The sequence below is a fragment of the Ruegeria sp. CDSA236 genome (assembly GCF_059611285.1).
In genome coordinates this window covers 252034-272857 of sequence record NZ_JBXWPG010000002.1, presented here as the reverse complement: position 1 = coordinate 272857, position 20824 = coordinate 252034, and the positions used below count along the sequence as shown (strand labels likewise).

The 20824-nt window shown below is 55.8% G+C and carries 19 protein-coding genes and 1 pseudogene; 9 read left to right on the top strand and 11 right to left on the bottom strand.

Going from position 1 to position 20824, the window contains the following annotated elements; translation table 11 throughout:
* Nucleotides 1-58 precede the first annotated feature (58 nt).
* Nucleotides 59-400 carry a DUF427 domain-containing protein gene (locus tag AC2FLB_RS05355; protein WP_142634990.1) on the top strand — a complete coding sequence of 114 codons (342 nt, stop codon included), beginning with the start codon at nt 59-61 and terminating at the stop codon, nt 398-400.
* A 339-nt stretch (nt 401-739) separates the two neighbouring features.
* Here the strand turns inward: AC2FLB_RS05355 and AC2FLB_RS05350 are convergent, their stop codons facing one another.
* From AC2FLB_RS05350 to AC2FLB_RS05320, 7 genes are all read right to left on the bottom strand, one after another.
* Entirely contained in the window at nt 740-1021 is a 282-nt protein-coding gene (locus tag AC2FLB_RS05350) for a hypothetical protein (RefSeq protein WP_282021446.1), read from the bottom strand.
* Between the two features lie 118 nt (nt 1022-1139).
* Nucleotides 1140-1352, bottom strand: a complete 213-nt coding sequence (locus AC2FLB_RS05345; protein WP_281972780.1) for a hypothetical protein — start codon at nt 1350-1352, stop codon at nt 1140-1142.
* Between the two features lie 48 nt (nt 1353-1400).
* The gene (locus AC2FLB_RS05340; protein WP_496708786.1) at nt 1401-2522 is read right to left on the bottom strand and encodes an alanine/ornithine racemase family PLP-dependent enzyme; all 1122 of its coding nucleotides are present in this window, start codon (nt 2520-2522) and stop codon (nt 1401-1403) included.
* Complete coding sequence (locus tag AC2FLB_RS05335) at nt 2519-3718, bottom strand: N-acetyltransferase DgcN family protein (protein WP_496708785.1); 1200 nt, start codon at nt 3716-3718, stop codon at nt 2519-2521. The genes AC2FLB_RS05340 and AC2FLB_RS05335 overlap by 4 nt, the downstream gene beginning before the upstream one ends.
* An 83-nt stretch (nt 3719-3801) precedes the next feature.
* On the bottom strand, nt 3802-4566 hold the full coding sequence (locus tag AC2FLB_RS05330) for a hypothetical protein (RefSeq protein ID WP_496677570.1): 765 nt from the start codon (nt 4564-4566) through the stop codon (nt 3802-3804).
* A gap of 64 nt (nt 4567-4630) precedes the next feature.
* Entirely contained in the window at nt 4631-4984 is a 354-nt protein-coding gene (locus tag AC2FLB_RS05325) for a hypothetical protein (RefSeq protein WP_142635000.1), read from the bottom strand.
* A 773-nt stretch (nt 4985-5757) separates the two neighbouring features.
* Complete coding sequence (locus AC2FLB_RS05320) at nt 5758-6399, bottom strand: cysteine hydrolase family protein (protein WP_496701675.1); 642 nt, start codon at nt 6397-6399, stop codon at nt 5758-5760.
* A gap of 145 nt (nt 6400-6544) precedes the next feature.
* Here AC2FLB_RS05320 and AC2FLB_RS05315 point away from each other — a divergent pair, with 145 nt between their 5' ends.
* From AC2FLB_RS05315 to AC2FLB_RS05280, 8 genes and pseudogenes are all read left to right on the top strand, one after another.
* Nucleotides 6545-7393: a MurR/RpiR family transcriptional regulator gene (locus AC2FLB_RS05315; protein ID WP_271950266.1), complete on the top strand. Its 849-nt coding sequence runs from the start codon at nt 6545-6547 to the stop codon at nt 7391-7393.
* Nucleotides 7390-8694, top strand: coding sequence for a glutamine synthetase family protein (locus tag AC2FLB_RS05310; protein WP_496708784.1), 1305 nt, complete (start codon nt 7390-7392; stop codon nt 8692-8694). Before AC2FLB_RS05315 ends, AC2FLB_RS05310 begins: the two co-directional genes overlap by 4 nt.
* A pseudogene (locus AC2FLB_RS05305) lies at nt 8694-9463 on the top strand (Rossmann-fold NAD(P)-binding domain-containing protein). The gene AC2FLB_RS05310 and the pseudogene AC2FLB_RS05305 overlap by 1 nt, the downstream one beginning before the upstream one ends.
* Nucleotides 9460-10230: an N-formylglutamate amidohydrolase gene (locus AC2FLB_RS05300; protein WP_496708783.1), complete on the top strand. Its 771-nt coding sequence runs from the start codon at nt 9460-9462 to the stop codon at nt 10228-10230. The pseudogene AC2FLB_RS05305 and the gene AC2FLB_RS05300 overlap by 4 nt, the downstream one beginning before the upstream one ends.
* Complete coding sequence (locus tag AC2FLB_RS05295; protein WP_496708782.1) at nt 10227-12107, top strand: branched-chain amino acid ABC transporter ATP-binding protein/permease; 1881 nt, start codon at nt 10227-10229, stop codon at nt 12105-12107. The genes AC2FLB_RS05300 and AC2FLB_RS05295 overlap by 4 nt, the downstream gene beginning before the upstream one ends.
* Nucleotides 12104-13255 (top strand): ABC transporter substrate-binding protein, encoded by a 1152-nt coding sequence (locus tag AC2FLB_RS05290; RefSeq protein WP_142635012.1) that lies wholly within the window; start codon nt 12104-12106, stop codon nt 13253-13255. Before AC2FLB_RS05295 ends, AC2FLB_RS05290 begins: the two co-directional genes overlap by 4 nt.
* Nucleotides 13256-13267: 12 nt before the next feature.
* Nucleotides 13268-13981, top strand: a complete 714-nt coding sequence (locus AC2FLB_RS05285; protein ID WP_496702094.1) for an ABC transporter ATP-binding protein — start codon at nt 13268-13270, stop codon at nt 13979-13981.
* Between the two features lie 24 nt (nt 13982-14005).
* Nucleotides 14006-14872 carry a branched-chain amino acid ABC transporter permease gene (locus AC2FLB_RS05280; protein WP_496708781.1) on the top strand — a complete coding sequence of 289 codons (867 nt, stop codon included), beginning with the start codon at nt 14006-14008 and terminating at the stop codon, nt 14870-14872.
* Nucleotides 14873-15396: 524 nt separating this feature from the next.
* On the opposite strand, the gene AC2FLB_RS05275 is transcribed toward AC2FLB_RS05280, so the two are convergent.
* The 4 genes from AC2FLB_RS05275 to lpxC form a co-directional block, all read right to left on the bottom strand.
* Nucleotides 15397-17082 (bottom strand): chloride channel protein, encoded by a 1686-nt coding sequence (locus AC2FLB_RS05275; protein WP_142635018.1) that lies wholly within the window; start codon nt 17080-17082, stop codon nt 15397-15399.
* An 81-nt stretch (nt 17083-17163) separates the two neighbouring features.
* Nucleotides 17164-18813 carry a DNA repair protein RecN gene (recN, locus tag AC2FLB_RS05270; protein ID WP_496708780.1) on the bottom strand — a complete coding sequence of 550 codons (1650 nt, stop codon included), beginning with the start codon at nt 18811-18813 and terminating at the stop codon, nt 17164-17166.
* Nucleotides 18814-18848: 35 nt separating this feature from the next.
* Nucleotides 18849-19691: an outer membrane protein assembly factor BamD gene (locus AC2FLB_RS05265; protein ID WP_142635022.1), complete on the bottom strand. Its 843-nt coding sequence runs from the start codon at nt 19689-19691 to the stop codon at nt 18849-18851.
* Nucleotides 19692-19817: 126 nt separating this feature from the next.
* Nucleotides 19818-20738 carry a UDP-3-O-acyl-N-acetylglucosamine deacetylase gene (gene lpxC / locus AC2FLB_RS05260; RefSeq protein ID WP_185956629.1) on the bottom strand — a complete coding sequence of 307 codons (921 nt, stop codon included), beginning with the start codon at nt 20736-20738 and terminating at the stop codon, nt 19818-19820.
* Between the last annotated feature and the right edge of the window lie 86 nt (nt 20739-20824).

Here is a 20824-nt window from a genome sequence, read left to right as displayed (position 1 = left end):
TCGTTACATATACCGGGCAGTGGACAAGCGGGAAACCGGACCAGAGGAAAGAGCAAAGATGACCGAGATCACCATTCGCAAGACACCAGGCAAATGGAGCGTCCGTTCAGGAGGCGCCATTCTGGGTGAAACCACAAATGCTCTTGAATTGCTCGAGGGCGATCTTGATCCGGTCATCTATTTCCCTCGTACCGATATCGCGATGGCATTTCTGGATGTTACCGACAAGGTCACGCAGTGCAAACACAAGGGCCAAGCCACGCATTTTTCGATCGTCAACAAATCCTCGGTCACTGAAAACGCTGCTTGGAGCTATGAAGACCCGATCCATTCTGCCTTAGACATCAAAGGCCATGTCGCCTTCTACCCGCTTGATTCCGTGAAGGTCGAACAAATCTGACGCATGTCCCAGATGCGCAATACCTCTACTCAATCTAGTTGTTGCACAATATGAAAGGCCAGATCGCTTTGGCCTTCACGTCAAAATCTGGCTCGAAGTAAGAGAACGATCCTTTACGCTGGATACCACGAAAGTATCAAACGAGCCCGACCTGCACCTTGGGATTTCTCGCTGCGCCTAAACTAATAACTGCTTTTTCCGGTATTCATGGCTCAGTTTCTTGGCAAAACCCACGCCCAAAATGGTCTGTTTTTCTGGCACCAAATAGATTTGCTTTTTGTCGATCTAATGCCGCAATCAATGTGAGTTTAGAGAGTTAAACTGAAGCCTGCTCAAGATCTAAAACTCATCAAATTCCGGAACATTTCCAAGCCTAATGATGAAGCTTGGCGCCCCGACCTCGCCACTGTTCGGGTCCTCACTGACCATGTAGGCATCAGCGCCAGCGCAATCGTCGGATAGCGCTTCCCTTTCTGCTCTGTTTTGTGCCTCTGCTGCCGTGGAATATTCAAATTGCTTGCCAATTTTCAAGCTTCCTTGCCCTCCGCGACCGGGCTTATTTTCCACATATGTCTGGCAGATATAGTGAATTTTTTCTGAGCTCTCATCTGAGATTGTCATGGCAGTATCCGTAAAATGAGTATGGGTGCGATTGATGCATGGGAAAAAAATGCTCGCTAGCCGCTTTGTTCGTGTTTCGATCATTCCAGTCGCGCAAAAAGAAGGGGCGACTATCCTGTCACCGCTTTTTGACGGGCTTCGGCGGACAGGCTTCAGATAATGTATTCGCATCCCTTTCGAGCCGAGTTTTGCGGAGCCGGGCATTCTTGATCTGTCTTTGCTCTGCTTCTTCGTTGACCATTTCTCTAACGATCCGCGTTGTTTTGTCCATCGGTGTTTCCGCCTTGGGAACGTGTGCATTGAAGACAGTTTTTTTTGTCAGCTTTGCCAATGGTTATTCTCCTAACCGTTTTCAACGGTTCATTTATCAGTTGAGTGTTCAAATCGATGCCAGGTGATTGCCTGATCCTTGAGAGACATGCGCGTGTCGTGAATGACTGCCACGGAGCAGCTTTGTCTTAACGTCAGGAGCGGACATAGCATTCATCAATGCACTATAGTTCATTTGGAACTTCATTTCCGATCCTACGCTTTGCGTCGAATGGTAAGTGCCAACGACAAGATGATCGCTTGTTGCACCAATAAGCCTATATCCAGGGGGCATCGAAAGCCCCAAAATGTCCGTATCTTGCTGACCAACGGCCAGGATTATTTGTGTGCTCTGTCCGCTTTTCGGGACGAGGTGAAGTCTTTTGAATACCGGATCGCAGATGCTCTGAGGGTGAGATGCAGGTTTGGACCCTGTTTCAATTACCTCAGCGACAAGCGTAAATGCATCTGTATACATCCCGCGTATCTGATCTCCGGAAACCGGATCAACGCCCAGAAGTATTGCTTCCCCCAGCCTTAGATCATTGATGCGACAAACTGGGTGTCCGCCGAGGGCCCAAGGAAGGTTGGCCGAGTTTCCGCCAGATACCGTGTGAAGGAAGGGACCACACTGCCCCTCTGTTTCATTCGCCAGTTCAGATAGGGCCTCCATATCTGCAGCATTCGGGGCAATTCCCCCCAGACATGCAAAGTTCGCTCCGATGCCTTTCAGCGTAACGCCGGGCATGTCCACCACTTGCTGTGCAACCGAGCCGAGGTCCTTTGGCATGATCCCTTCGCGCAGATCGCCCATCTCAACCATCAGGATAATGCCGTGAATGCAGTCTTTCCGGATCGCGGCGGCGGCCAGAGCGGTAATCACGAGGATTTCTGTATTGTAGCTCGCCTCACAGTATTGGATGACCTGATCGACCTGGCTCAGCGTTGGTGTACGGATCAATGTGATCGGGCATGTCATGCCCGCGTTGCGTAACCTTCGCACGTTACTAAGCCGCGCTTCCGCAAGCCCCACAGCGCCGCCGTCGAGCATAGCCTGAGCGATGGCTGGATGCCCGCACACCGCCTTGGTCACACCGGTGACACCGATGCCGCGTGTCTTGAGGCGCTCGACAACAGTCTTCGCATTGTGACGTATCTTGCTCAGATGCACCTCAATGCGAGGGGTACTCATATCGCAGCCACGGGTGTGGAGTGATGTAACCCAGGGTAAGCGGCAACAACCATTGCAAGCAAATGCGAAGCCGGCCGGCTGAGTACATCCGTTACCGGCAGCCCGAGTATTTGTGACTGTGCGGCGATCGTGTCGGTTACCTCGGCCTCGGACATCCCCTCATGATTGAGCGTGACACCAATGACCTTTGTGTCAGCAAATGCTTCGATAAGGGCAATCTCACTTGCAGGCTTGGGCATCGGCATATTGGGAAAGTCACAGCGATGCGCGCGCTTTGGAGCGTGCTGGAGGATTACGGCGTCCGGCTGGCTGCCCCGCAGGATAAAGGCGGATGTGCAGAATGCCGGATGGCTCAACGCCCCTTGACCTTCGATCAATATGACATCGGGTCGTTCAGACTCGGAAGCGTCAACGATCGCGCCTTCAAGTTCGCCGCAACAGAACTGCGGCGGCACGGCATCCATTGCCACCCCATATTTTGCACCCTGCATCAAACCTGTCTGGCCCGTACCAACAAGGACAGTCTTGATGCCTCTTGCGTTCAAGGCACGGGCTAAAACAGTCGCTGTTGTCCGCTTTCCAATGGCGCAGTCGGTTCCAAGAACCGCTATGCGCAGTGCTTTCACACCTGCAATACTTCCATCGAACAGGCGCATATCCTTGCTGGGTTTAGGTTTGCGAATATCTCGGATGGTGACTTTGCGTTCGGCCGCAAAAGAGGCGATTTCTGGATCATCGCCCAGATACTCATGCAATCCACTGACGATGTTCATACCAAGTGATATCGCGTCGAGAACAACGTCACGATCTGTCGATGAGAGCCTGCCTGTAGATGGTGCCATCCCGTAAATGAGGGTATCTGGGATTACGGCTTCATGGACAACAGCAGCGTCCAGACTTCTGAAGACCGGAATGTGGTTTACATTATCGTCAAGAACCAACCCGCTGTCTTTGCCGTCGTGATCGCTATCTATGACAGACAGGATCCTGTAGGCCTCTGAATGGCGAACGAGGCCATTTGCAGTTTTGCCATCCGCCTTGGCAAAGTTACCTTGGCAATAGACAATCGCAGTTGGCGGCAAGATGATCTGAGTGGCAGAAGTTGATCTTATGGGTTCGTCGCTGGTCAATGGTGGCGCCTGCGCCCCGCTAACAGGACGACGGATCGTGTTTGCCACGTTAAAGTCGGTTTTCATGATGTTTCCTTTGTGTGGTCGACACCCAAGGCAACACGGTCGTCACCATCGGATACCAAAGTCGAAATAGTCGCGCCGCGCGCTCAGTTATCGAGAACGCACAGGCCTTTAGATGACTTGAAATTCTTGTTGCAGTTCCAACGGTTTCCGGACCTGTCAAGATGGGCATTCGCAGGAAGCTCTATTGTTTCGCAATTCACACCTGAGGTCGCGTATCCCCGCTCGCACTTCCATCCCGTGCCGTACGTTGCATCGTCCAAGTAGGCATGTTCAGGGATCACGACGGCCGCGCACGTGCCATCCTGTACAAAATATCCACGTTCACATGTCCAGGGTTGGCCGTATCCTGATGAATTCAGATACGCGTTGGCCGGGACCACAATGGCGACGCAACGGTCGTCCAATGCTTCGAACCCACGTTTGCATTCCCACGCGGGTCCATAGGTCGTATCAGCCAGATAAGCGTTTGCGGGTACGACAATTTCTTGGCACGTATCGTCGATTTTGAGAAAACCGCGAGAGCAATGCCAACGTTCACCTGATGAATCAAGGAATCCGCCATCGGGTACAATCACCGCAACACAGGTCGCTTCATCGTTCTCGCGAAAACCATGAAGACATTCCCAACCTAAACCATAGGTACGGTTGGTCGGATAGGCATTTGCTGGCACTATAACAGCCGCGCAGACGTCGCCACTCAACCTATACCCGGCGTTACATTTCCAACCGTCACCGTAACTCGTTGCAGTGGCATTTTCTGGCACCGATTGCGATGTAGATTGAGAGAATGCAGGCATCGAAAATAAAAGCAAAGCACCGAGTGTAAACCCGATCAGCGCCGCACTCATCTGAATGCCTAGTAACAGATTTGCGCGCCAAGTCGTCCGAAAGAGTTGCGGCATTGCCTTTGCCTTATGATCCATCCAGCTCAAGCCCCGCGATACAGGCATCTGCGAGGTCGCGGCTTGGCGAATCTGACCCCGGCAGTGTTGCCCAACCTGTATCCATCATGGCCTTGCGGCGGTTGAAGCCCGAGGCCTCTTGCAGTGTTTCGATTATTTCTTCACGCTTGGGGTCAGCGGTTGACCTGTTCAGGCAGACCGGCACCATCGCAAGCGTTACTTCTTCGCTAGCATGGTCTTTCGCCAACTCTTGAGCGCTGCCGCTGGTTGTCCATCCGCCCCAGGTAAAGCCAAGGATTGAGACCGCAACCGCACCACACAAAGCACCGTAGATGCCTGGTTTCGTCCATTCTGGAAATGTCATTTTAGATCCTCTGGCGGAGAAAGCGCCGCCTCGCTGTTTTATGTCTTTCTGCGCAATCTTGATCTTGCGCCCAGGCCATTCCCAGGACGCGATGGTCGATAGGCGCAGTTCTTGCCTATCGGAAGCTCATTTGATCAACGGTTGCGTTGTGGTTTATTGGCAAGCCATCGGTGCGTCTGATCACCACAAACGGATCAACTAACGTCACAAGCGATGTGGTCGTGCGCGAAAACATCGGCAACTTTCCCAAACATCATATCCAAGTAGAGGACGTGACAGCTGAATTTTCATGATGGAAGAACTTAGTTCGCTCTAGCAGGCGATACGCCTGGGCTGCAGAAAACCAGAACTTTAGTGTTTTCTATATAACCACTTGGAGACGCAATTACAACGCTCGTGGCCCTACCGCTGTTCCCAAGGCCCCGATACCGATCAAAAAAATGGTTTCAACCTGGCATTTGCTTTGTGTATCGGCAAATCCGTGACCACTTATGTAGCCTTTTTACTATGTCACTCTGAAACTGGCATTCGCTGCATCAAGGAAAACATGCGGTGAGGGCAGATAATGCTTGGACGTTTTACCGAAAAAGTGTGGGTTTGTCTCTGATCTCACATGCTGTTTTGAGTGTGCCTCGCCAAACATTTCTGAGCGATTTTTTGGATGATGACAGGTTGGACTGACGCGCAGGGAAAAATCGGAATTTGGCGAGAAAACGGGCGTGGGTAACGCCTGAGACGCGCCGCCAAACGGATCGGCTGGGCGCCTCACCGACCTAGCCACGACCGATTTCGTCAAGCAATTCGGCTGTCGTCACCTGACGGCAGTAGCCTTTGATCGTTTGCAGGGAATTGTCGTGACGCTCTTGCGTGTAGGTCATGCAGGCATCCGTCACTTGGGTGACCAGATAGCCCAGATCACAAGCATCGCGAATTGCGCTTTCGACGCATTGATCGGTCACGATCCCTGCCAGCACCAATTGCTTTATGCCGAGATTGCGCAGCACGTAATCTATGTGGGTCGAGACAAAGACTGAGGACGAAGATTTTGGAAACACGATCTCATCATCGGCTGGTGCCAGTTCGTCGATCACCTTGCCGTCCCAGGATCCTTTGGGCACGTTGAAGCCCGTGATTTTGTAATCCAGAGATCTGTCGCGCCCGTCTTTGGTCAGACTTTCAATCGTTGTGTAAAGAACCTCGATTCCCGCCGCGCGAAATCCCTTTTGCAAGGCTTGCATATTAGGTACGATACGGGATTTCAGCTGCTCAAAAAACCAGCCAAACTTTGCGTCAAACTCGGCATTTGTCAGCCCTTCGAATTCAGCACCATCCCTGTGGGCTGCAAAGTTCTGCACGTCAATAAACAGCAATCCCGATTGGTCATGTTCTAGTGGAAGATCGCGGGTCAATTCCATGTCTGTCTCTGCTTTCAAATGTTTGCCCAAGAGGTCTAATTTTATGAATGAGGGGGATCATGACGTCCATACTAAAAGAAAATAAAATTCCAAAGTCAATTCAATTTAGATTGACAGAAAATATTTTTCCACCACCATATAGCGCATGTTGATCAGAGACCGCATCGAAAACGCAGCCGATATGCTAACCAGCGGAGAGCGCAAACTTGCTGCAGCTATCCTGTCGGATTACCCATTTGCTGGCCTTTCCTCGATCCAGGAGCTGGCAAAACACGCCGAGGTGTCACCGCCTTCAATCTCACGGTTTGTTACCAAGATTGGACTTGATGGATATCAGGATTTCCAACGTGATCTTATCGCGGAATTGAAAGAAGGGCACCGCTCGCCTGTTCAACTCCACCAGGCGGAACGGCCCGTTCATGGGGGATATCTGAAGGACTTTATTTCCAAATCGGCCAGCCAGATGGCCATGGCGGCTGATGCTATCACCGAAGATCAGTTTAACCAGATCTGCACCCTTCTGACCGACCCGAAACGCAGCGTTTACGTGCTGGGTGGCCGGATCAGCGATACGATCGCCAAGCATCTTTCGTTCCACCTGCGTCAGATCCGCAAGGATGTGTTTCATCTGCCTGATACGCCTGAAGGCTGGCCAGAATATCTGTTGCGGATGCGGCCCGGGGATATCCTTTATGCTGTTGATTTTCGCCGCTACCAACCGGCGCTGGAGCAGCTGTCGCTTGTTGCCTCACGCGATCGGAATGCCCGTGTGATCCTGATGACGGACAAATGGATTTCACCGATTGCCAAACACGCCCATGAGGTCATGCCGGTGCCAATTGATAGCGGCACCTTGTGGGATACTTACTCGGCGGCTCTCTCGGTGACCGAGGCCATCGTGACGCGGATCGCCGAGGACAACTGGGAACAGACCCGAGACCGCATCAAGGCCTGGGATGCTTTGCGCTTTACTCAAGAGGAAAATGAAAAATGACCCTGCCGCTAATTTTTGCTGCCATATCCGATGTTGCCGGAAAGGTGCGCGGCAAAGCCTTTCCCGCTGATCAGTTGGAAAAACGGCTGGTGCGGGGGGTCGGCTGGACCCCTACCAATGTGCAGATCACCTGTTTCGACATAATCGCTGACAGCCCGTTCGGCGCGCTAGGTGATTTGCTTTTGATTCCCGATGCAAACGCAGAGGCCCGGGCGACATTTGGAGATGTGACCGAGCATTTCCTGATGGGCGATGTCGTCACGCTTGACGGGGATCCTTGGGCCTTTTGTACGCGCGCTATCCTCAAATCCGCGCTGAAGCGCCTGCATGATGTGGCGGGCATTCATCTGATCTCGGCGTTCGAGCACGAGTTTCAACTGAAAAGCCCACCGGCGGTGGAAAATCAGGGATACGGACGCGAAGGGTTCGAGATTCAGCGGAAGCTTTGCGAAGTGCTGATGGCGACACTCGCCGAAAACGGGCTTGAACCAGACAGTATCATGAAGGAATTCGGCCCCAATCAATACGAGGTCGTTATCGGCCCTGCCAAGGGTGTGCGCTCGGCAGATGAGGCGGTAATCCTGCGCGAGCTTACTCGCTCGGCAGCGCGTCATCTGGGTGAGGCCGCAACCTTTACGCCAATCCGCGATGTGGCGAGCGTCGGCAATGGCGTTCATATCCACATGAGCTTTGTCGACGATGCCGGCGAGCCGGTCACATTTGATGCAAGCGGCCCCTGCGGGATGTCCAGACTTACTGATGGGTTCGCTGCTGGCGTGCTAAAATACCTGCCTAACATTTTAGCGCTGACGGCACCGTCCGTCGTGTCATACGAACGCCTTACTCCGCACCGGTGGTCGGCTGCGTATAACAATCTCGGGTTCCGAGACCGCGAGGCCTCGTTGAGGGTCTGCCCTGTGACGGCAAAGGACCCCGCTTCAATCGCCAGACAATTCAACATTGAATACCGAGCGGCGGATGCAGCGGCGTCGCCTTACCTGGCTTTGGCCGCTGTTGTACATGCTGGTGTTCAGGGGATCGAAGATGGGCTGAAAGCGCCTGCGCCGACCGAGGAAGACCTGTCGCTTCTGTCAGCGGACGATCTCACGGCGCGTGGATTTGTGCGCCTGCCCGAAACGCTTGAGGCCGCCCTCGAGGCGTTTCAGGCGGATACGACAGTCACCGGTTGGTTTGGTCCAGATTTCGCGAGCGTCTACGCCGCCCATAAGGCTGCAGAAATCGACGCGGTAAAAGGCATGGACACAGCACAGAAATGCGCCGCGTATGAAGGAACATACTGATGAGCGCGCCCTCTGACAGAGCATTGGTTCCATTTGTCAGCGTCGAAAACATGCGGGCCCTGGTCCATAAGCATGGCCTACGGGACTGCCTTGCAGAATTGGCCAATATGATCGAAGCCGATTTCAAACGCTGGCCGGTATTTGACAAGACACCGCGCGTGGCGTCCCATTCTAAGGTCGGTGTTATTGAACTGATGCCAACCTCTGATGGTGTGGATCACACCTTCAAGTCCATGAACGGGCACCGATCGAACACCAAGGTCGGCCTGCAAACCCTAACCGCCGTTGGTGTGCTGGACTCTGTTGATACCGGCTATCCACAGCCCTTTTCTGAAATGACCCTTCTGACGGCGCTTCGCACGGTGGCAACATCGGCGATGGTGACGCGTATATTGGCCCCAAAATCAGCTAAAACCGCTGCGAGTATCGGCTACAGGATATTCTGATGCGCAATGACATTTCTGTAGAGTACCCAAAACAGACGCGCATCAAGGGCGATATCCAGCAACTCGACCCGGATCACGCGGTCAACGAACTGTGGCAGGTTCTAACCGGTTCTAAAAAGGGACGAACCTCCGAAGATCAGATCACGGTTTTTGATGGTGTTGGCTTTGTGGTCGAGGATTTCTCGGCCACGCGCTGGCTGCACCAAAAAGCGACTGACGACGCCCCAAGCGAAATGCTGGATCTGATTGCCGACCCGCACGATCCCAAGGATCTGCTCGGTATGATAAGACGATACACACACCGTGCGGTCCAAGCTGCATGAATTTGTGTACTCATACCTTATTGGGGCCGAACGATCCTGCGCCGATTGACGTCGTTAATGCGGATAGCACGTCGGAGATCGTGCTGCTGTGTGAGCATGCAGGCAATGCGGTCCCCGAGATGCTTGGAGATTTGGGCGTCCACCGCGACGTCATTGAAAGCCACCGCGGCTGGGACATTGGTGCTCAGAATGTAGCGCGCCAGTTGGCTGAACAGTTGAACGCGCCTCTCGTCGTCCAAAATTACTCACGGCTGGTATTTGACTGTAACCGTCCCCCTGACAGCCCCTTGGCGGTCCCTGCGATCAGCGACCAGGTTGAGGTGCCGGGGAACAGCGCGATCACCGAATTGAGCCGGGCCATGCGTGTCGATGAAATCTTCCGACCTATGGATGCAGAGTTGAATCGGCTCTTTGCCAACCGTCCGCGTCGTGCCGCGTTTTCGATCCATTCCTTTACACCGCATCTCGATGGCAAGGACCGGCCTTGGCAGGCAGGCTTTTTAAGCCGCGGTACAGGCGGTGCTGCCAAAGCATTGATGGCACATATCGCGCAGCGCCGCCCTGACATGACCTTTGCGTTGAACAAGCCCTATCAGATCGAAACTGAGGGCGATTGGTTTATTCCAGCGCATGCAGAACCCCGTGAGCTTGTGCATTGCCTGATTGAAATTCGAAACGATCAAATCCGCGAACAATCGCAAGTCGGGCTGTGGGCGGATCTGCTGGCAGACGCAATCCTTACAGCAGTAGCGGACATTCCCTCATGAGCATCGCCCCCCTTCATACACATCCCGGACGCTTGCGGGCGTCCAACTTGCTCCGGACGGCGGCGGCGGTTGCTGTGCTGCTGGCTGTGGTGCTTGGGCTGACGTTGATTTTTGGACGCACTGGCGAGCGGATTGCTGTACAGATGTGTGTCAATGTGGTCGCTGTAGTGGCCCTTGCGATTTATTGCGGCAACACGGGCATTGTGTCTTTCGGGCATGGCGCGTTTTTGGCGCTAGGCGCTTATCTGTCAGGCATTCTCACCATGCCTGCTGCTCTTCAACGTTCTGCCCTACCGGATCTACCGTCATTTCTGGCAGGCCATGAAGTAACGATCTGGGTGTCGCTGCCGGTGGTCGCCCTTGCTGGACTTGCCTTTGCAGCTCTAACCGGAAGCGCCATCGCTCGGCTTGTGGGTGCGTCTGCCACGATTGCCACACTTGGCCTGCTGATCATCGCCCATGGCGTGGCCATCGCCGCACGCGAGATCACACGCGGCAGCCAGACGTTTTACGGTGTGCCAAGGGTGACAGATCTGGTTCTGGCCCTCGGCGCGGCCACGGTCGCAATCCTGCTGGCCCGTTGGTATCGCGAAAGCCGTTTGGGCCTGTTTTCCCGCGCGGCCCGTGACGATGAGGATGCCGCAACAGCACTTGGCATCAATGCCCGACGCACAAGATTCATCGCTTGGTGTGCCTCTGGTACCATGGCGACAGTCGCGGGTGCACTTTACGGGCATATGCTGGGGGCATTTTCACCCGCATCCTTCTACCTTGGGCTCGTCTTTGCGCAGGTGGTCATGATGATTGTCGGCGGAATGTCATCGGTTGGCGGCGCAGTGGTCGGGGTGATCGCGGTGACGCTGCTGCAGGACACTGTGCGCCAGTTCGAAGGCGGCTCAACTGTGCTTGGCGTCACCTTGCCCGAGGTCTTTGGCCTGACGACGATTGTCTTGGGGCTTGCCATCCTGCTGGTGATCTGGGCGCGACCTCAGGGTCTGGTCGGAGGCTTTGAACTTGGCCCTGGCGCCGATGCAAATCTGCTCGGGCGCCTGAAGTCCCGAGTAGCCCCTGCGCGCACGCCCGAGCCCGTCGTCCCAGCCACGCTGAAAGCATCAAACCTGTCAAAAAGTTTCGCAGGCGTCAAAGCCGTAAGAGACGTCAGTTTCGAAGCTCCGACTGGGCGCATCACTGGCCTGATTGGCCCCAACGGTGCTGGCAAGTCCACGCTTGTTAACTTGCTGACACGCGCCTATCAGGCGGACACCGGTTCTGCGCATATAGGCGAGGTTGACCTGACCCGTGTCGCGCATCACAAAGTGCCAGGCTTTGGTGTCTCGCGTAGCTTCCAGAACTTGCGCCTGTTCAGCGGTCTGACAGCCTACGAAAATGTTCTTGTTGCCGCTTTGGCCGCAGGTCACGACCGCAAGACTGCCGCGGCTATCACTCTGCGTGAACTGGATGCCTTTGATCTTGAGGAAGTCGCCGGGTATCGCGCCGACAGCCTGCCATATGGTGCCCGCAAGCGCCTGGAAATCGCCCGCGCTTTGGCACAAGACCCTAAGATTCTTTTACTGGATGAACCGGCCGCTGGCATGAATCCCGGCGAAACAGATGACCTGGCTGATCGGCTGATTAAGGTCGGCAAAACACGCGGCATCGGTGTCCTTCTGATCGATCATGACCTGAGGTTCGTGAATCGCCTGTCGGACTGGATCGTGGTGATGCACCAAGGTGGCGTCATCGCGCAAGGCACGCCTGAAGACGTGCGCGCAAATCCCAAAGTCATCGAGGCTTACATCGGCAAAGGGCGCACAGCCCAAAAAGCAGAAATTAGCGAAACCAACCGAAGTCAACCAACAGAGGTAGCAATAAAATGATACGTAATGCCCTTCTTCTTTCAACAGCAGTTATCACCGGCCTGGCTGGAACAGCGATGGCTGAGAGTTATAAAATCGGCGTAATGTCCGCGCAATCGGGCTATCTGGCCCCCTATGACGGACCCGCCTATGCCGGGTTCCAGTTCTGCATTGACGAAATGAACGCCAAGGGGGGCCTGAACGGCACAACACCGGTTGAGTTGATTGTGCGCGACACCCGGTCTGACATCGCCGAAGGCGTTAAAGTTGTACAGGAAATGATCGATGACGGCGCGCAGTTCATCGTGGCGTCAGCCGATGCCGATCCGACAATCGCGGCGGCCCAGATCACAGCGGCTGACAGCATCCCAACAATGACCTTTGCCGGAACAGCCCCGGTTCTAACGCAAGTCGGTGAACATGTCTTTGGCAGTTACCCCGCGGACAACCAACAGGCCGCCGTACTGGCAGGCCACGCACGCGAGCAAGGGTTCGAACGTGTCTGGCTCGTGAAATCCCCAGACAGTGCCTACACATTGGGTGGGCCCGAGTACTTTGGCGAGGCCTTCACATCGCTTGGTGGTGCCGTTGTCGGGGAAAGCAACTATTCGCTGAACCAGCCCGACTTTTCTGCCATCGTGACGACCATCAAGAATGCGGATACCACCCCGGATGTGATCGTCACATGGGCTTGGGAGCCTGATTTCCCGGCCTTCATCCGTGCGCTGCGCGGTGCCGGGGTTGATACCCAGGTGATGGGAGGTGACGTACTCGATTCACCAACCGTACGCGGCCTTGGTGATGTCGTCACAGGCGTAGCGCATACATCTGGTGGCTTCCCAGACGAAGGCTCTGCCTATGCCGATTTCATCGCGCGGTTCTCTGCTGCAAAGGGGATCACGCCTGACAACAATTACTACGTCAATGGCTGCGATATTGCGCATATGATCGAGGATGCTGTCGCAGCGGCTGGCACGACAGACCCTGCTGCCGTGACTGCCGCGATGGCCGGCATTGAGAATGGTGAGGGTATCATGTCCAATTTCACTTTCGCGGGGACCGACCGGATGCCTCTGCGTGATGTTGTGGTCGCACGGATTACCGATGCAGGCGAAAAAGAGTTTGTCCTGCGCACCTCAGCTGATCCCGCAATCCTGCCACAGCCGTAAGGTCTGAACCCAATGGAAACAGCACTCGATATCCAAGGCTTGCACGTCCGCTATGGCCCAATCCGCGCGGTTCAGGGCATTGACCTGATCGTCCCCAAAGGCGGCATAACGGCGCTTTTAGGGGCCAATGGCGCAGGCAAGACCACGACGGTCATGGCCATCGCAGGTGCTTTGCCCGTGGTATCGGGCGCTGTTTCCCTTTTTGGCAAGGATATGACAGGGGCCGCACCCGACGCCATTGTGCGGGCGGGTGTGGCCATCTCACCGGAAGGACGCCGCGTGTTTGCGCAGCTGACGGTCGAAGAAAATCTTGTGCTGGCCGGATCAATTCTGGGCGACGAGAAGCTCAGCGCCAAACGTTTGGCCGAGATGAAAGAGCGTTTCCCGATCCTGGGCGAACGCCGCCGTCAGATGGCGGGGCTTTTGTCGGGGGGCGAACAACAGATGCTGGCGGTGGGACGTGCCTTGATGAGCGGACCGCGCTTGCTGTTGCTGGACGAACCGTCGCTTGGCCTTGCGCCGCAGGTCGTGGATCAGATTTTCGACATCGTAGAAGAATTGAAAGCCGACGGTATTTCAGTGCTTCTGGTCGAGCAAAACGCGGCTCTTGCCCTGGACATTGCCGATCATGCTGTCGTGCTGGCGAATGGCGCTGTTGCCGCTGCCGGTGCACCGTCGGAACTAGCAAATGACGCGGTCTTGCAATCCGCATATCTGGCGGCTTGAGCGATGGATGTTCTTCTTCAACAAATGATCAACGCGCTTAGCCTTGGGGGAATTTATGCGATGCTGGCCCTGGGGCTGGCGATTGTGTTCTCTATTGTGCGATTGATCAATTTCGCGCATGGCGAAATCATGACGTTCGGGGGCTATGGCATCTTTCTGGCCATGAGCTTTGGCCTGCCGCCGATCGCCGCTCTTGTTGTCGGGCTTGGCGCTTCTGTGTTCATGGCCATGGCAATGGAGCGTACAGCGTTTCGCGCCATGCGCGGCGCGGATGTCGTTGCACTTTTGATCACATCCTTCGCGGTATCCGAGATCCTCAAAGTTCTGTTCCAGAACGGAATTTCCGCCAGACCCGTCCCGATCTCTTTTCCAGCGTCATGGTCTGGCACCTATCATATCGGCCAGACGACATTTGGCATTATCCCGACCGTATCAATCATCGTAACATTTTCAGCCCTTGCAGGCCTGACATTCGTGTTGCGGCGCACAACGATTGGCATGGCCATGCGCGCCGCTGCCGAAGATATCGAGATGCTCAAACTGCTGGGTATCAAGGCCAACCGGGTCGTTGCTGTGGCTTTTGCCCTGTCAGGGCTACTTGCGGGTATTGCCGCTGTCATCTGGACGGCACAACGCGGGTCAGTGGATCCACTGATGGGATTTTTCCCCGTTCTCAAGGCCTTCATTGCGACCGTACTTGGGGGTTTGGGCAGCTTGGGCGGCGCTGTCCTTGGAGGGTTCATCGTCGGCGGGCTGGAGGTTCTGCTACAGGCTTTCCTGGCAGACAGTCTGGCCCCATACCGGGACGCAATGGTTCTGGCCTCAGTCATCTTGCTGCTGCTGTTACGCCCGGATGGCCTCCTTCCAGCGGCGAATGCCAACAGATCGTAAGGAGCGGTGTTGGCGCATAGTTCATCACTCGCTCGGATTGTTGCCCTCAGAGCGCGATGACAGACAAAGAGTGTGCAAATCGGATTCTGCGGAAATTGAATCTAACTTTCAAAATCAGACATTGGTGCAGCCGCAGCGGAACTGGGCTACGCCGCACAGCCGTTTTTTGGCCAGATACCGACAAGTGTCCGCAATAGATCAGAATTCCTCGATGTTACGGCCAATATTGCATGACCCGCTAGCTCGAAAAGATTCTGGGAAGCTGTCGACGGCTCAAAGTTGCGCGTCGTTCCACAAATTCCAGAGCGTCAGTGAGGTAAAGTTAGTCCTTCACCAGCACTCCAAGGCCTGATGCTTTTCAGCCAGAAAGCTCAGTTCTGCACAGCTTGTCAGATCGAACACATGAGCCTCTGGATTTCGACTGGCCACGCCCGGTAGGTGCAGATCCAAAGATCGTATCGCTTCAATGCCTCGCCTGTTTCAAGGAACAAGATGGACAAAGACCAATGTTCCAGGGGCCTCTGTTATGAATGTTCTTCTGCAGCCGTGGCTGCCAACGCGCGGTTATAGGCCTTTAGCGCATCAATATGGTAGAGCGTACCGACTGGCGTCTCAGCTCCGTCATTACCGCTCACCACCACCGGTATGCAGAGGATTTCGTCTCGGTCGAAGAACGGCATCGCTGCCTCAAGCGTAGCGCTTGCTTGAACAAAAAGACCCTGATCAATCAAAACCTGTGCTTCTTCCCGGGTGATTGAACGTGCATCGCCAAGCGGTCGCATCACTGCGCCTGCGCGCAACATCGCCAGAAGATAGGCCTGTGGCCCCGCGGCCAGATGCACATTGCGCCGTTCCAGTTGGGTCAGGAAGAAGGATCGATCCACGAGGCGCGAAGCCAGCGCCGTGGACATTGAAACCGACACCATCACCGCCAGACCGATCTGCCAATCTCCGGTCAGTTCAAAGACAATCATCGTGGTCGAAATCGGGGCACCAAGCACGGCAGCGGCCACCGCGCCCATCCCGGCAAATGCGTAGAGGGTATGGGTACCCGATACATCGGGCAGCAAACCCGTTGCAATCAACCCGAATGCCAACCCGGTTAACGCACCTATCATCAGCGAGGGTGAAAACACACCGCCACCCATACGTCCCCCCATCGTGATCGCAACAGCCACAGTTTTGATGATTGCGAACAGGATGGCGGTTGTCAGAACCAAATCTCCGGCCAGAGCCCGGATCGTGGTTTCGTATCCAACGCCGATGATGTGGGGAAACCAGATCGCGATCAGTCCCAACATTGCGCCTGATACAGCAGGACGCAGCCATCCGGGCAAGGACAGCCGGCTTTGAATGTGATTGCCAATATCTTCTGCAAAAAAGATCGACCGCATCAGAAGCAAGGCCACCAACCCGCAGATCAACCCAAGGATCAGAAACGCGGGCAGCTCGACATAGAATTGCAGTGATCCGGGCGTATCCAGAGTGAATTCGGTCACGTCGCCGTATTCCAGCCGGTTAATCACCGTCCCGGCGACCGAAGCGATAACGATGGGCGCAAAAGCATGCACCGCGAAATGGCGCAGCACCACCTCAAGCGCGAACAGAGCACCGGCAATGGGTGAGTTGAAACTGGCCGAAACCGCCGCCGCCACTGCACATCCCAGCAAATCACGCCCGGTAATTCCGTCGGCATGGATACGATTACTGACCCAGGTCGAGATCACGCCTGCCATATGCACAACCGGCCCTTCTCGACCCGTAGATCCACCTGTGCTGAGCGTAATCAGCGAGGAGAAAAAAGACGCGATACCCGCCTTGCCTTCGACCCGACCATCGGTGAGGGCAGCGCCTTCGATTACATCCGCAACCGAACGCACGCGCCCGTCATCGGTATACCGGTGCAGGATGATGCCAACGATAAGACCGCCGATGATCGGTGTGATCAGGATCAGGAACCACGGCAGCTTTTCCACATGGCTGTGCAGCAACGAGATATCCCCGGTGTCGTAGACATAGGCCTGCAATGCCTGAATTGCCTTACGAAATCCCAATGCCATAAAGCCTGCGGCAATCCCGATCGCCAGCGCGATGAACCAGAACTGGATTTGGCTGGGCCCGCGCCTGCGCATCACCCGCCACGCGTCCTTCATCGCGGCCAGAGCCTGGTTGAGCTGGTTGCGCAGAACGGTGCGGGTTGACTGGGTCATTTGCCCTCGGGGGATCAGAATACACCCCTTACTAAGCCACGGAGGGCACGGTTAAAAGCCGGATCGCGCGTCTGTGAGGGCCTATGCGTCCAGAAGGGCACGGGCAGCGGCACGCGCTTCGTCCGTGATCGTGTCACCGGCGACCATCCTGGCAATTTCGTCCACCCGGTCGGCTTGGGCCAATGGAACCACGGTCGACAGGGTTTGCCCGTCGGTCACATGTTTCTGAACACGCCAATGATAGGCGGCACGGGCGGCGACCTGCGGCGAATGCGTCACAACCAACACCTGCCCCCCCTGCGCGAGCGCAGCCAGACGCCTGCCAACAGCATCCGCGGTCGCGCCGCCAACACCCCTGTCGATCTCATCAAAGATCATCGTGCGCGCGCTGTCATCGCCGGTCAGACAGACCTTGAGCGCCAGCAAGAAGCGGCTCAGTTCACCGCCCGAGGCGATTTTGTTTAACGGTCCAGACGGTGCACCGGGGTTGGTGGCAACGGTGAACGCCACAGCATCCGCACCTTCGGGGCCGGGATCGGACGGGGTGATCTCGGTCTGGAACACAGCGCGTTCCATTTTCAGCGGTGCGAGCTCGGCCATCACTGCGGTGTCGAGTTTCGACGCTGCCCGCTGACGCAAGGTGCTGAGCGCCTTGGCAGCTTTGTTGTAGGCGGCCTGTGCGGTCTCAACCGCAACGCGCCTGTCGGCCAGATCAGCGTCACCAGCATCCAAACGGTTCAGCCGCTCACGCAAAGTCTCCGCGAACCCGCCCAAGTCGTCCGGGGCAACGTCATGCTTTCGGGCCAACGCACGAATGGCGAAAAGCCGTTCCTCGACTGCCTCCAGTTCAACCGGATTGAAGTCCAGCGCCTGAAGACTGGCATTAACGCCATCTTGCGCCTCGCCCAATTCGACCAGTGCACGCCCGAGTGCGGCAACAGGCTCTTCCAACTGCCCGCCCGCATTATCGGACACGCCTTCCAACCAGCGCAGAGCATCAGACATCGCGCCCTCGGCCCCATCGCTGCCAAGCAAGTCATAGGCACGGGCGACGTCATCGCGAATCCGCTCTGCCCCTTGCATCATGCGGCGCCTTGCATCCAGTTCGGCATCCTCGCCGGGCTGCGGATCAAGCTTATCAAGCTCAGTGACCGCATGGCGCAGAAATTCTTCCTCTGCCCGCATGGCAGCCAAGGCAGATTCGACCTCAGACAAAAGCTTGCGCGCGCGCGACATCTCGGACCATGCGGAGCGCACAGTGGCCAGTTGCCCCCCTGCCCCGGCAAAATCATCCAGCATCGCGCGGTGGCCACGTGGGTTCAGCAGGCCGCGATCATCGTGCTGGCCATGCAGTTCCACCAGGGTTTCCGACAAGGCCCGCAGCACCTCGCCCGAGCAACGCCGGTCATTGACCCATGCGGTTTTCCGTCCCTCGGCTGTGTTCACGCGGCGCAGGATCAGCTCTTCGCCTCCGGGCAATCCGGCTTCGGCCAAAATCGCATGTGCGGGGTGGTTTTCGTGCAGCTCGAACTCGGCCACAACTTCGCCCTGAGCTGCCCCCTGACGCACCAGCTCTGCCCGCCCGCGCCAGCCCAGAACGAACCCAAGCGAATCCAGTAGGATCGACTTGCCCGCGCCGGTCTCGCCGGTCAACGCGTTCAATCCCGGCTGGAACGTCAGTTCCAACCGGTCGATGATCAGCATATCGCGGATATCAAGGGCGCGCAGCATCGGGTCTCAGCGTCCCACGCCTTTAGCCATGGCGATTACAACCACTGACCTTTGACGGTCTGGCGATAAATCGTGCTGAGCCAGTTGTTGCCGCGGCTTTTGAGTTTCAGCCCGCGAGAGGTCAGCAGCTTATAGCCAGCGTCATACCATTCCGAGGATTGGTAGTTGTAACCCAGAATTGCACCGGCCGATTGCGCCTCATCCACCAGACCCAACGAGAGATAGGCCTCGATCAGGCGATAGAGCGCTTCAGCGGTATGCGAAGTTGTCTGAAAATCCTCTACCACAACGCGGAACCGGTTGATCGCGGCAGTATAGTGATCCTGACGCAGATAATAACGTCCGATCTCCATTTCTTTGCCAGCCAGATGGTCAAAGGCCAGATCGAATTTCAACACGGCGGAGGTGGCATATTCGCTGTCCGGATAGACCTCGATCACCGTGCGCAATGACTGAAGCGCCTGGAACGTCAGGCCCTGATCGCGGCCCACCTCGTCAATCTGGTCATAATAGCTGAGTGCCAACAGATATTGGGCATAGGCCGCATCTTCGTCGGTTGGATAGAAATCTATATAGCGCTGTGCCGCTGCACGGCTTTCTTCGTAATTCTCATCTGCATGGTACGAAAACGCCTGCATGATCAGCGCGCGCTTTGCCCAGTCAGAGTAAGGGTAAAGACGTTCAACCTCTGAGAAGTACCACGCCGCATCGTCGGAACGATTCTCCGACAGCTCAAATTCCCCACGCGTGAAAATCTGTTCGGGGGTGAACCCTTCTAGGTTCTGATTGCGGTCAGCGCCCCCGCTGTTGCACGCTGTCAAAACTGCTGTCAGAAGTACCGCCCCTGCGAATCTGACCGCCGCTTTGGTGCCTATCATTCCGCCAATCCTTGTCGTCTTGCTTAATGGGAATACCCCGGTTTGGGCCTTGGTCTAGCACATAAAATTCCAGTGCAAAACGCCTTAGTAGGCCCTTTGGCGGATTTGTCAGCAGAGTGGAACCAATCAGGCGACTTCGGGGATTTCGTCCCAGACCAGACCCTGCCCGGGCAGACGCGCGGCCTGTTCGGGGGTACACAGGATCGGACGCACAGCACCGGGCGTTTCAAACAGCTTGCGCAGCAGCGTGTTTGTCATCGCATGACCAGACTTGTCGCCGGTGAAATGACCCAGAATCGGTCCACCCGCCAAATACAAGTCACCCAGAGCATCTAGCATCTTGTGACGCACTGCCTCGTCTGCGTGGCGAAGGCCACCCGGGGTCAGAACTTCGTCGCCCTGAACGACCACAGCATTTTCAAGCGTGCCGCCAAGAGCCAAGCCGTTCTCGCGCATCGCTTCGACGTCGGTACGACGGCAAAATGTCCGGCAATCACTAAGCTCGCGTGCAAAAGAGCCATTGCACATATCCAGCGTCTTAGTCTGACGACCAATGGCGCTGTCTTCAAAATCGATATGAAAATCGATAATCAAACCGTCCGCAGGCGCAATCGAAGCACTGGCACCCTCACGGGTTGCGGTCACAGGTTTAAGAACTTCATAGGCCAGGACCGGGCTTGCCTGACGACGCACGCCTTTCAACATGATGCCACGAACGAATTCAATCGAAGACCCGTCCATGATCGGCACCTCGGGGCCATCAATCTCGATCAGCGCATTGTGGACACCGCATCCAGCCAAAGCTGCCATGATATGCTCGACGGTGGAAACCGTAACGCCTGCTTCATTGACCAGTCGGGTACAAAGCGGGGTACGATCGACCACATCGTAGATTGCAGGGATCAACGCATTGCCCAGCTCGATATCCGTCCGTTTGAACCAGATGCCGTGGCCAGCAGCAGCCGGCTTCAGGATCATCGTCGCAGGCTTACCGCTGTGCAGCCCCAGGCCTGTAAACGTGATCGGAGATTTGAGCGTATGTTGCAAGTGTGACCTCGGTGAGTGGCGTCCGACCTGTGATGGCCGTGTTGGCATTCAACTAAGGAAGCAGGTCAAAAGGCTCAACTCACTCT

Excerpts from the sequence above, each read along its gene's own strand:
- AC2FLB_RS05355 (WP_142634990.1), top strand. The coding sequence starts at position 59 with ATGACCGAGATCACCATTCGCAAGACACCAGGCAAATGGAGCGTCCGT.
- AC2FLB_RS05350 (WP_282021446.1), bottom strand. The coding sequence starts at position 1,021 with ATGACAATCTCAGATGAGAGCTCAGAAAAAATTCACTATATCTGCCAG.
- AC2FLB_RS05340 (WP_496708786.1), bottom strand. The coding sequence starts at position 2,522 with ATGAGTACCCCTCGCATTGAGGTGCATCTGAGCAAGATACGTCACAAT.
- AC2FLB_RS05335 (WP_496708785.1), bottom strand. The coding sequence starts at position 3,718 with ATGAAAACCGACTTTAACGTGGCAAACACGATCCGTCGTCCTGTTAGC.
- AC2FLB_RS05330 (WP_496677570.1), bottom strand. The coding sequence starts at position 4,566 with ATGAGTGCGGCGCTGATCGGGTTTACACTCGGTGCTTTGCTTTTATTT.
- AC2FLB_RS05325 (WP_142635000.1), bottom strand. The coding sequence starts at position 4,984 with ATGACATTTCCAGAATGGACGAAACCAGGCATCTACGGTGCTTTGTGT.
- AC2FLB_RS05320 (WP_496701675.1), bottom strand. The coding sequence starts at position 6,399 with ATGGAATTGACCCGCGATCTTCCACTAGAACATGACCAATCGGGATTG.
- AC2FLB_RS05315 (WP_271950266.1), top strand. The coding sequence starts at position 6,545 with ATGTTGATCAGAGACCGCATCGAAAACGCAGCCGATATGCTAACCAGC.
- AC2FLB_RS05310 (WP_496708784.1), top strand. The coding sequence starts at position 7,390 with ATGACCCTGCCGCTAATTTTTGCTGCCATATCCGATGTTGCCGGAAAG.
- AC2FLB_RS05300 (WP_496708783.1), top strand. The coding sequence starts at position 9,460 with ATGAATTTGTGTACTCATACCTTATTGGGGCCGAACGATCCTGCGCCG.
- AC2FLB_RS05295 (WP_496708782.1), top strand. The coding sequence starts at position 10,227 with ATGAGCATCGCCCCCCTTCATACACATCCCGGACGCTTGCGGGCGTCC.
- AC2FLB_RS05290 (WP_142635012.1), top strand. The coding sequence starts at position 12,104 with ATGATACGTAATGCCCTTCTTCTTTCAACAGCAGTTATCACCGGCCTG.
- AC2FLB_RS05285 (WP_496702094.1), top strand. The coding sequence starts at position 13,268 with ATGGAAACAGCACTCGATATCCAAGGCTTGCACGTCCGCTATGGCCCA.
- AC2FLB_RS05280 (WP_496708781.1), top strand. The coding sequence starts at position 14,006 with ATGATCAACGCGCTTAGCCTTGGGGGAATTTATGCGATGCTGGCCCTG.
- AC2FLB_RS05275 (WP_142635018.1), bottom strand. The coding sequence starts at position 17,082 with ATGACCCAGTCAACCCGCACCGTTCTGCGCAACCAGCTCAACCAGGCT.
- recN (WP_496708780.1), bottom strand. The coding sequence starts at position 18,813 with ATGCTGCGCGCCCTTGATATCCGCGATATGCTGATCATCGACCGGTTG.
- AC2FLB_RS05265 (WP_142635022.1), bottom strand. The coding sequence starts at position 19,691 with ATGATAGGCACCAAAGCGGCGGTCAGATTCGCAGGGGCGGTACTTCTG.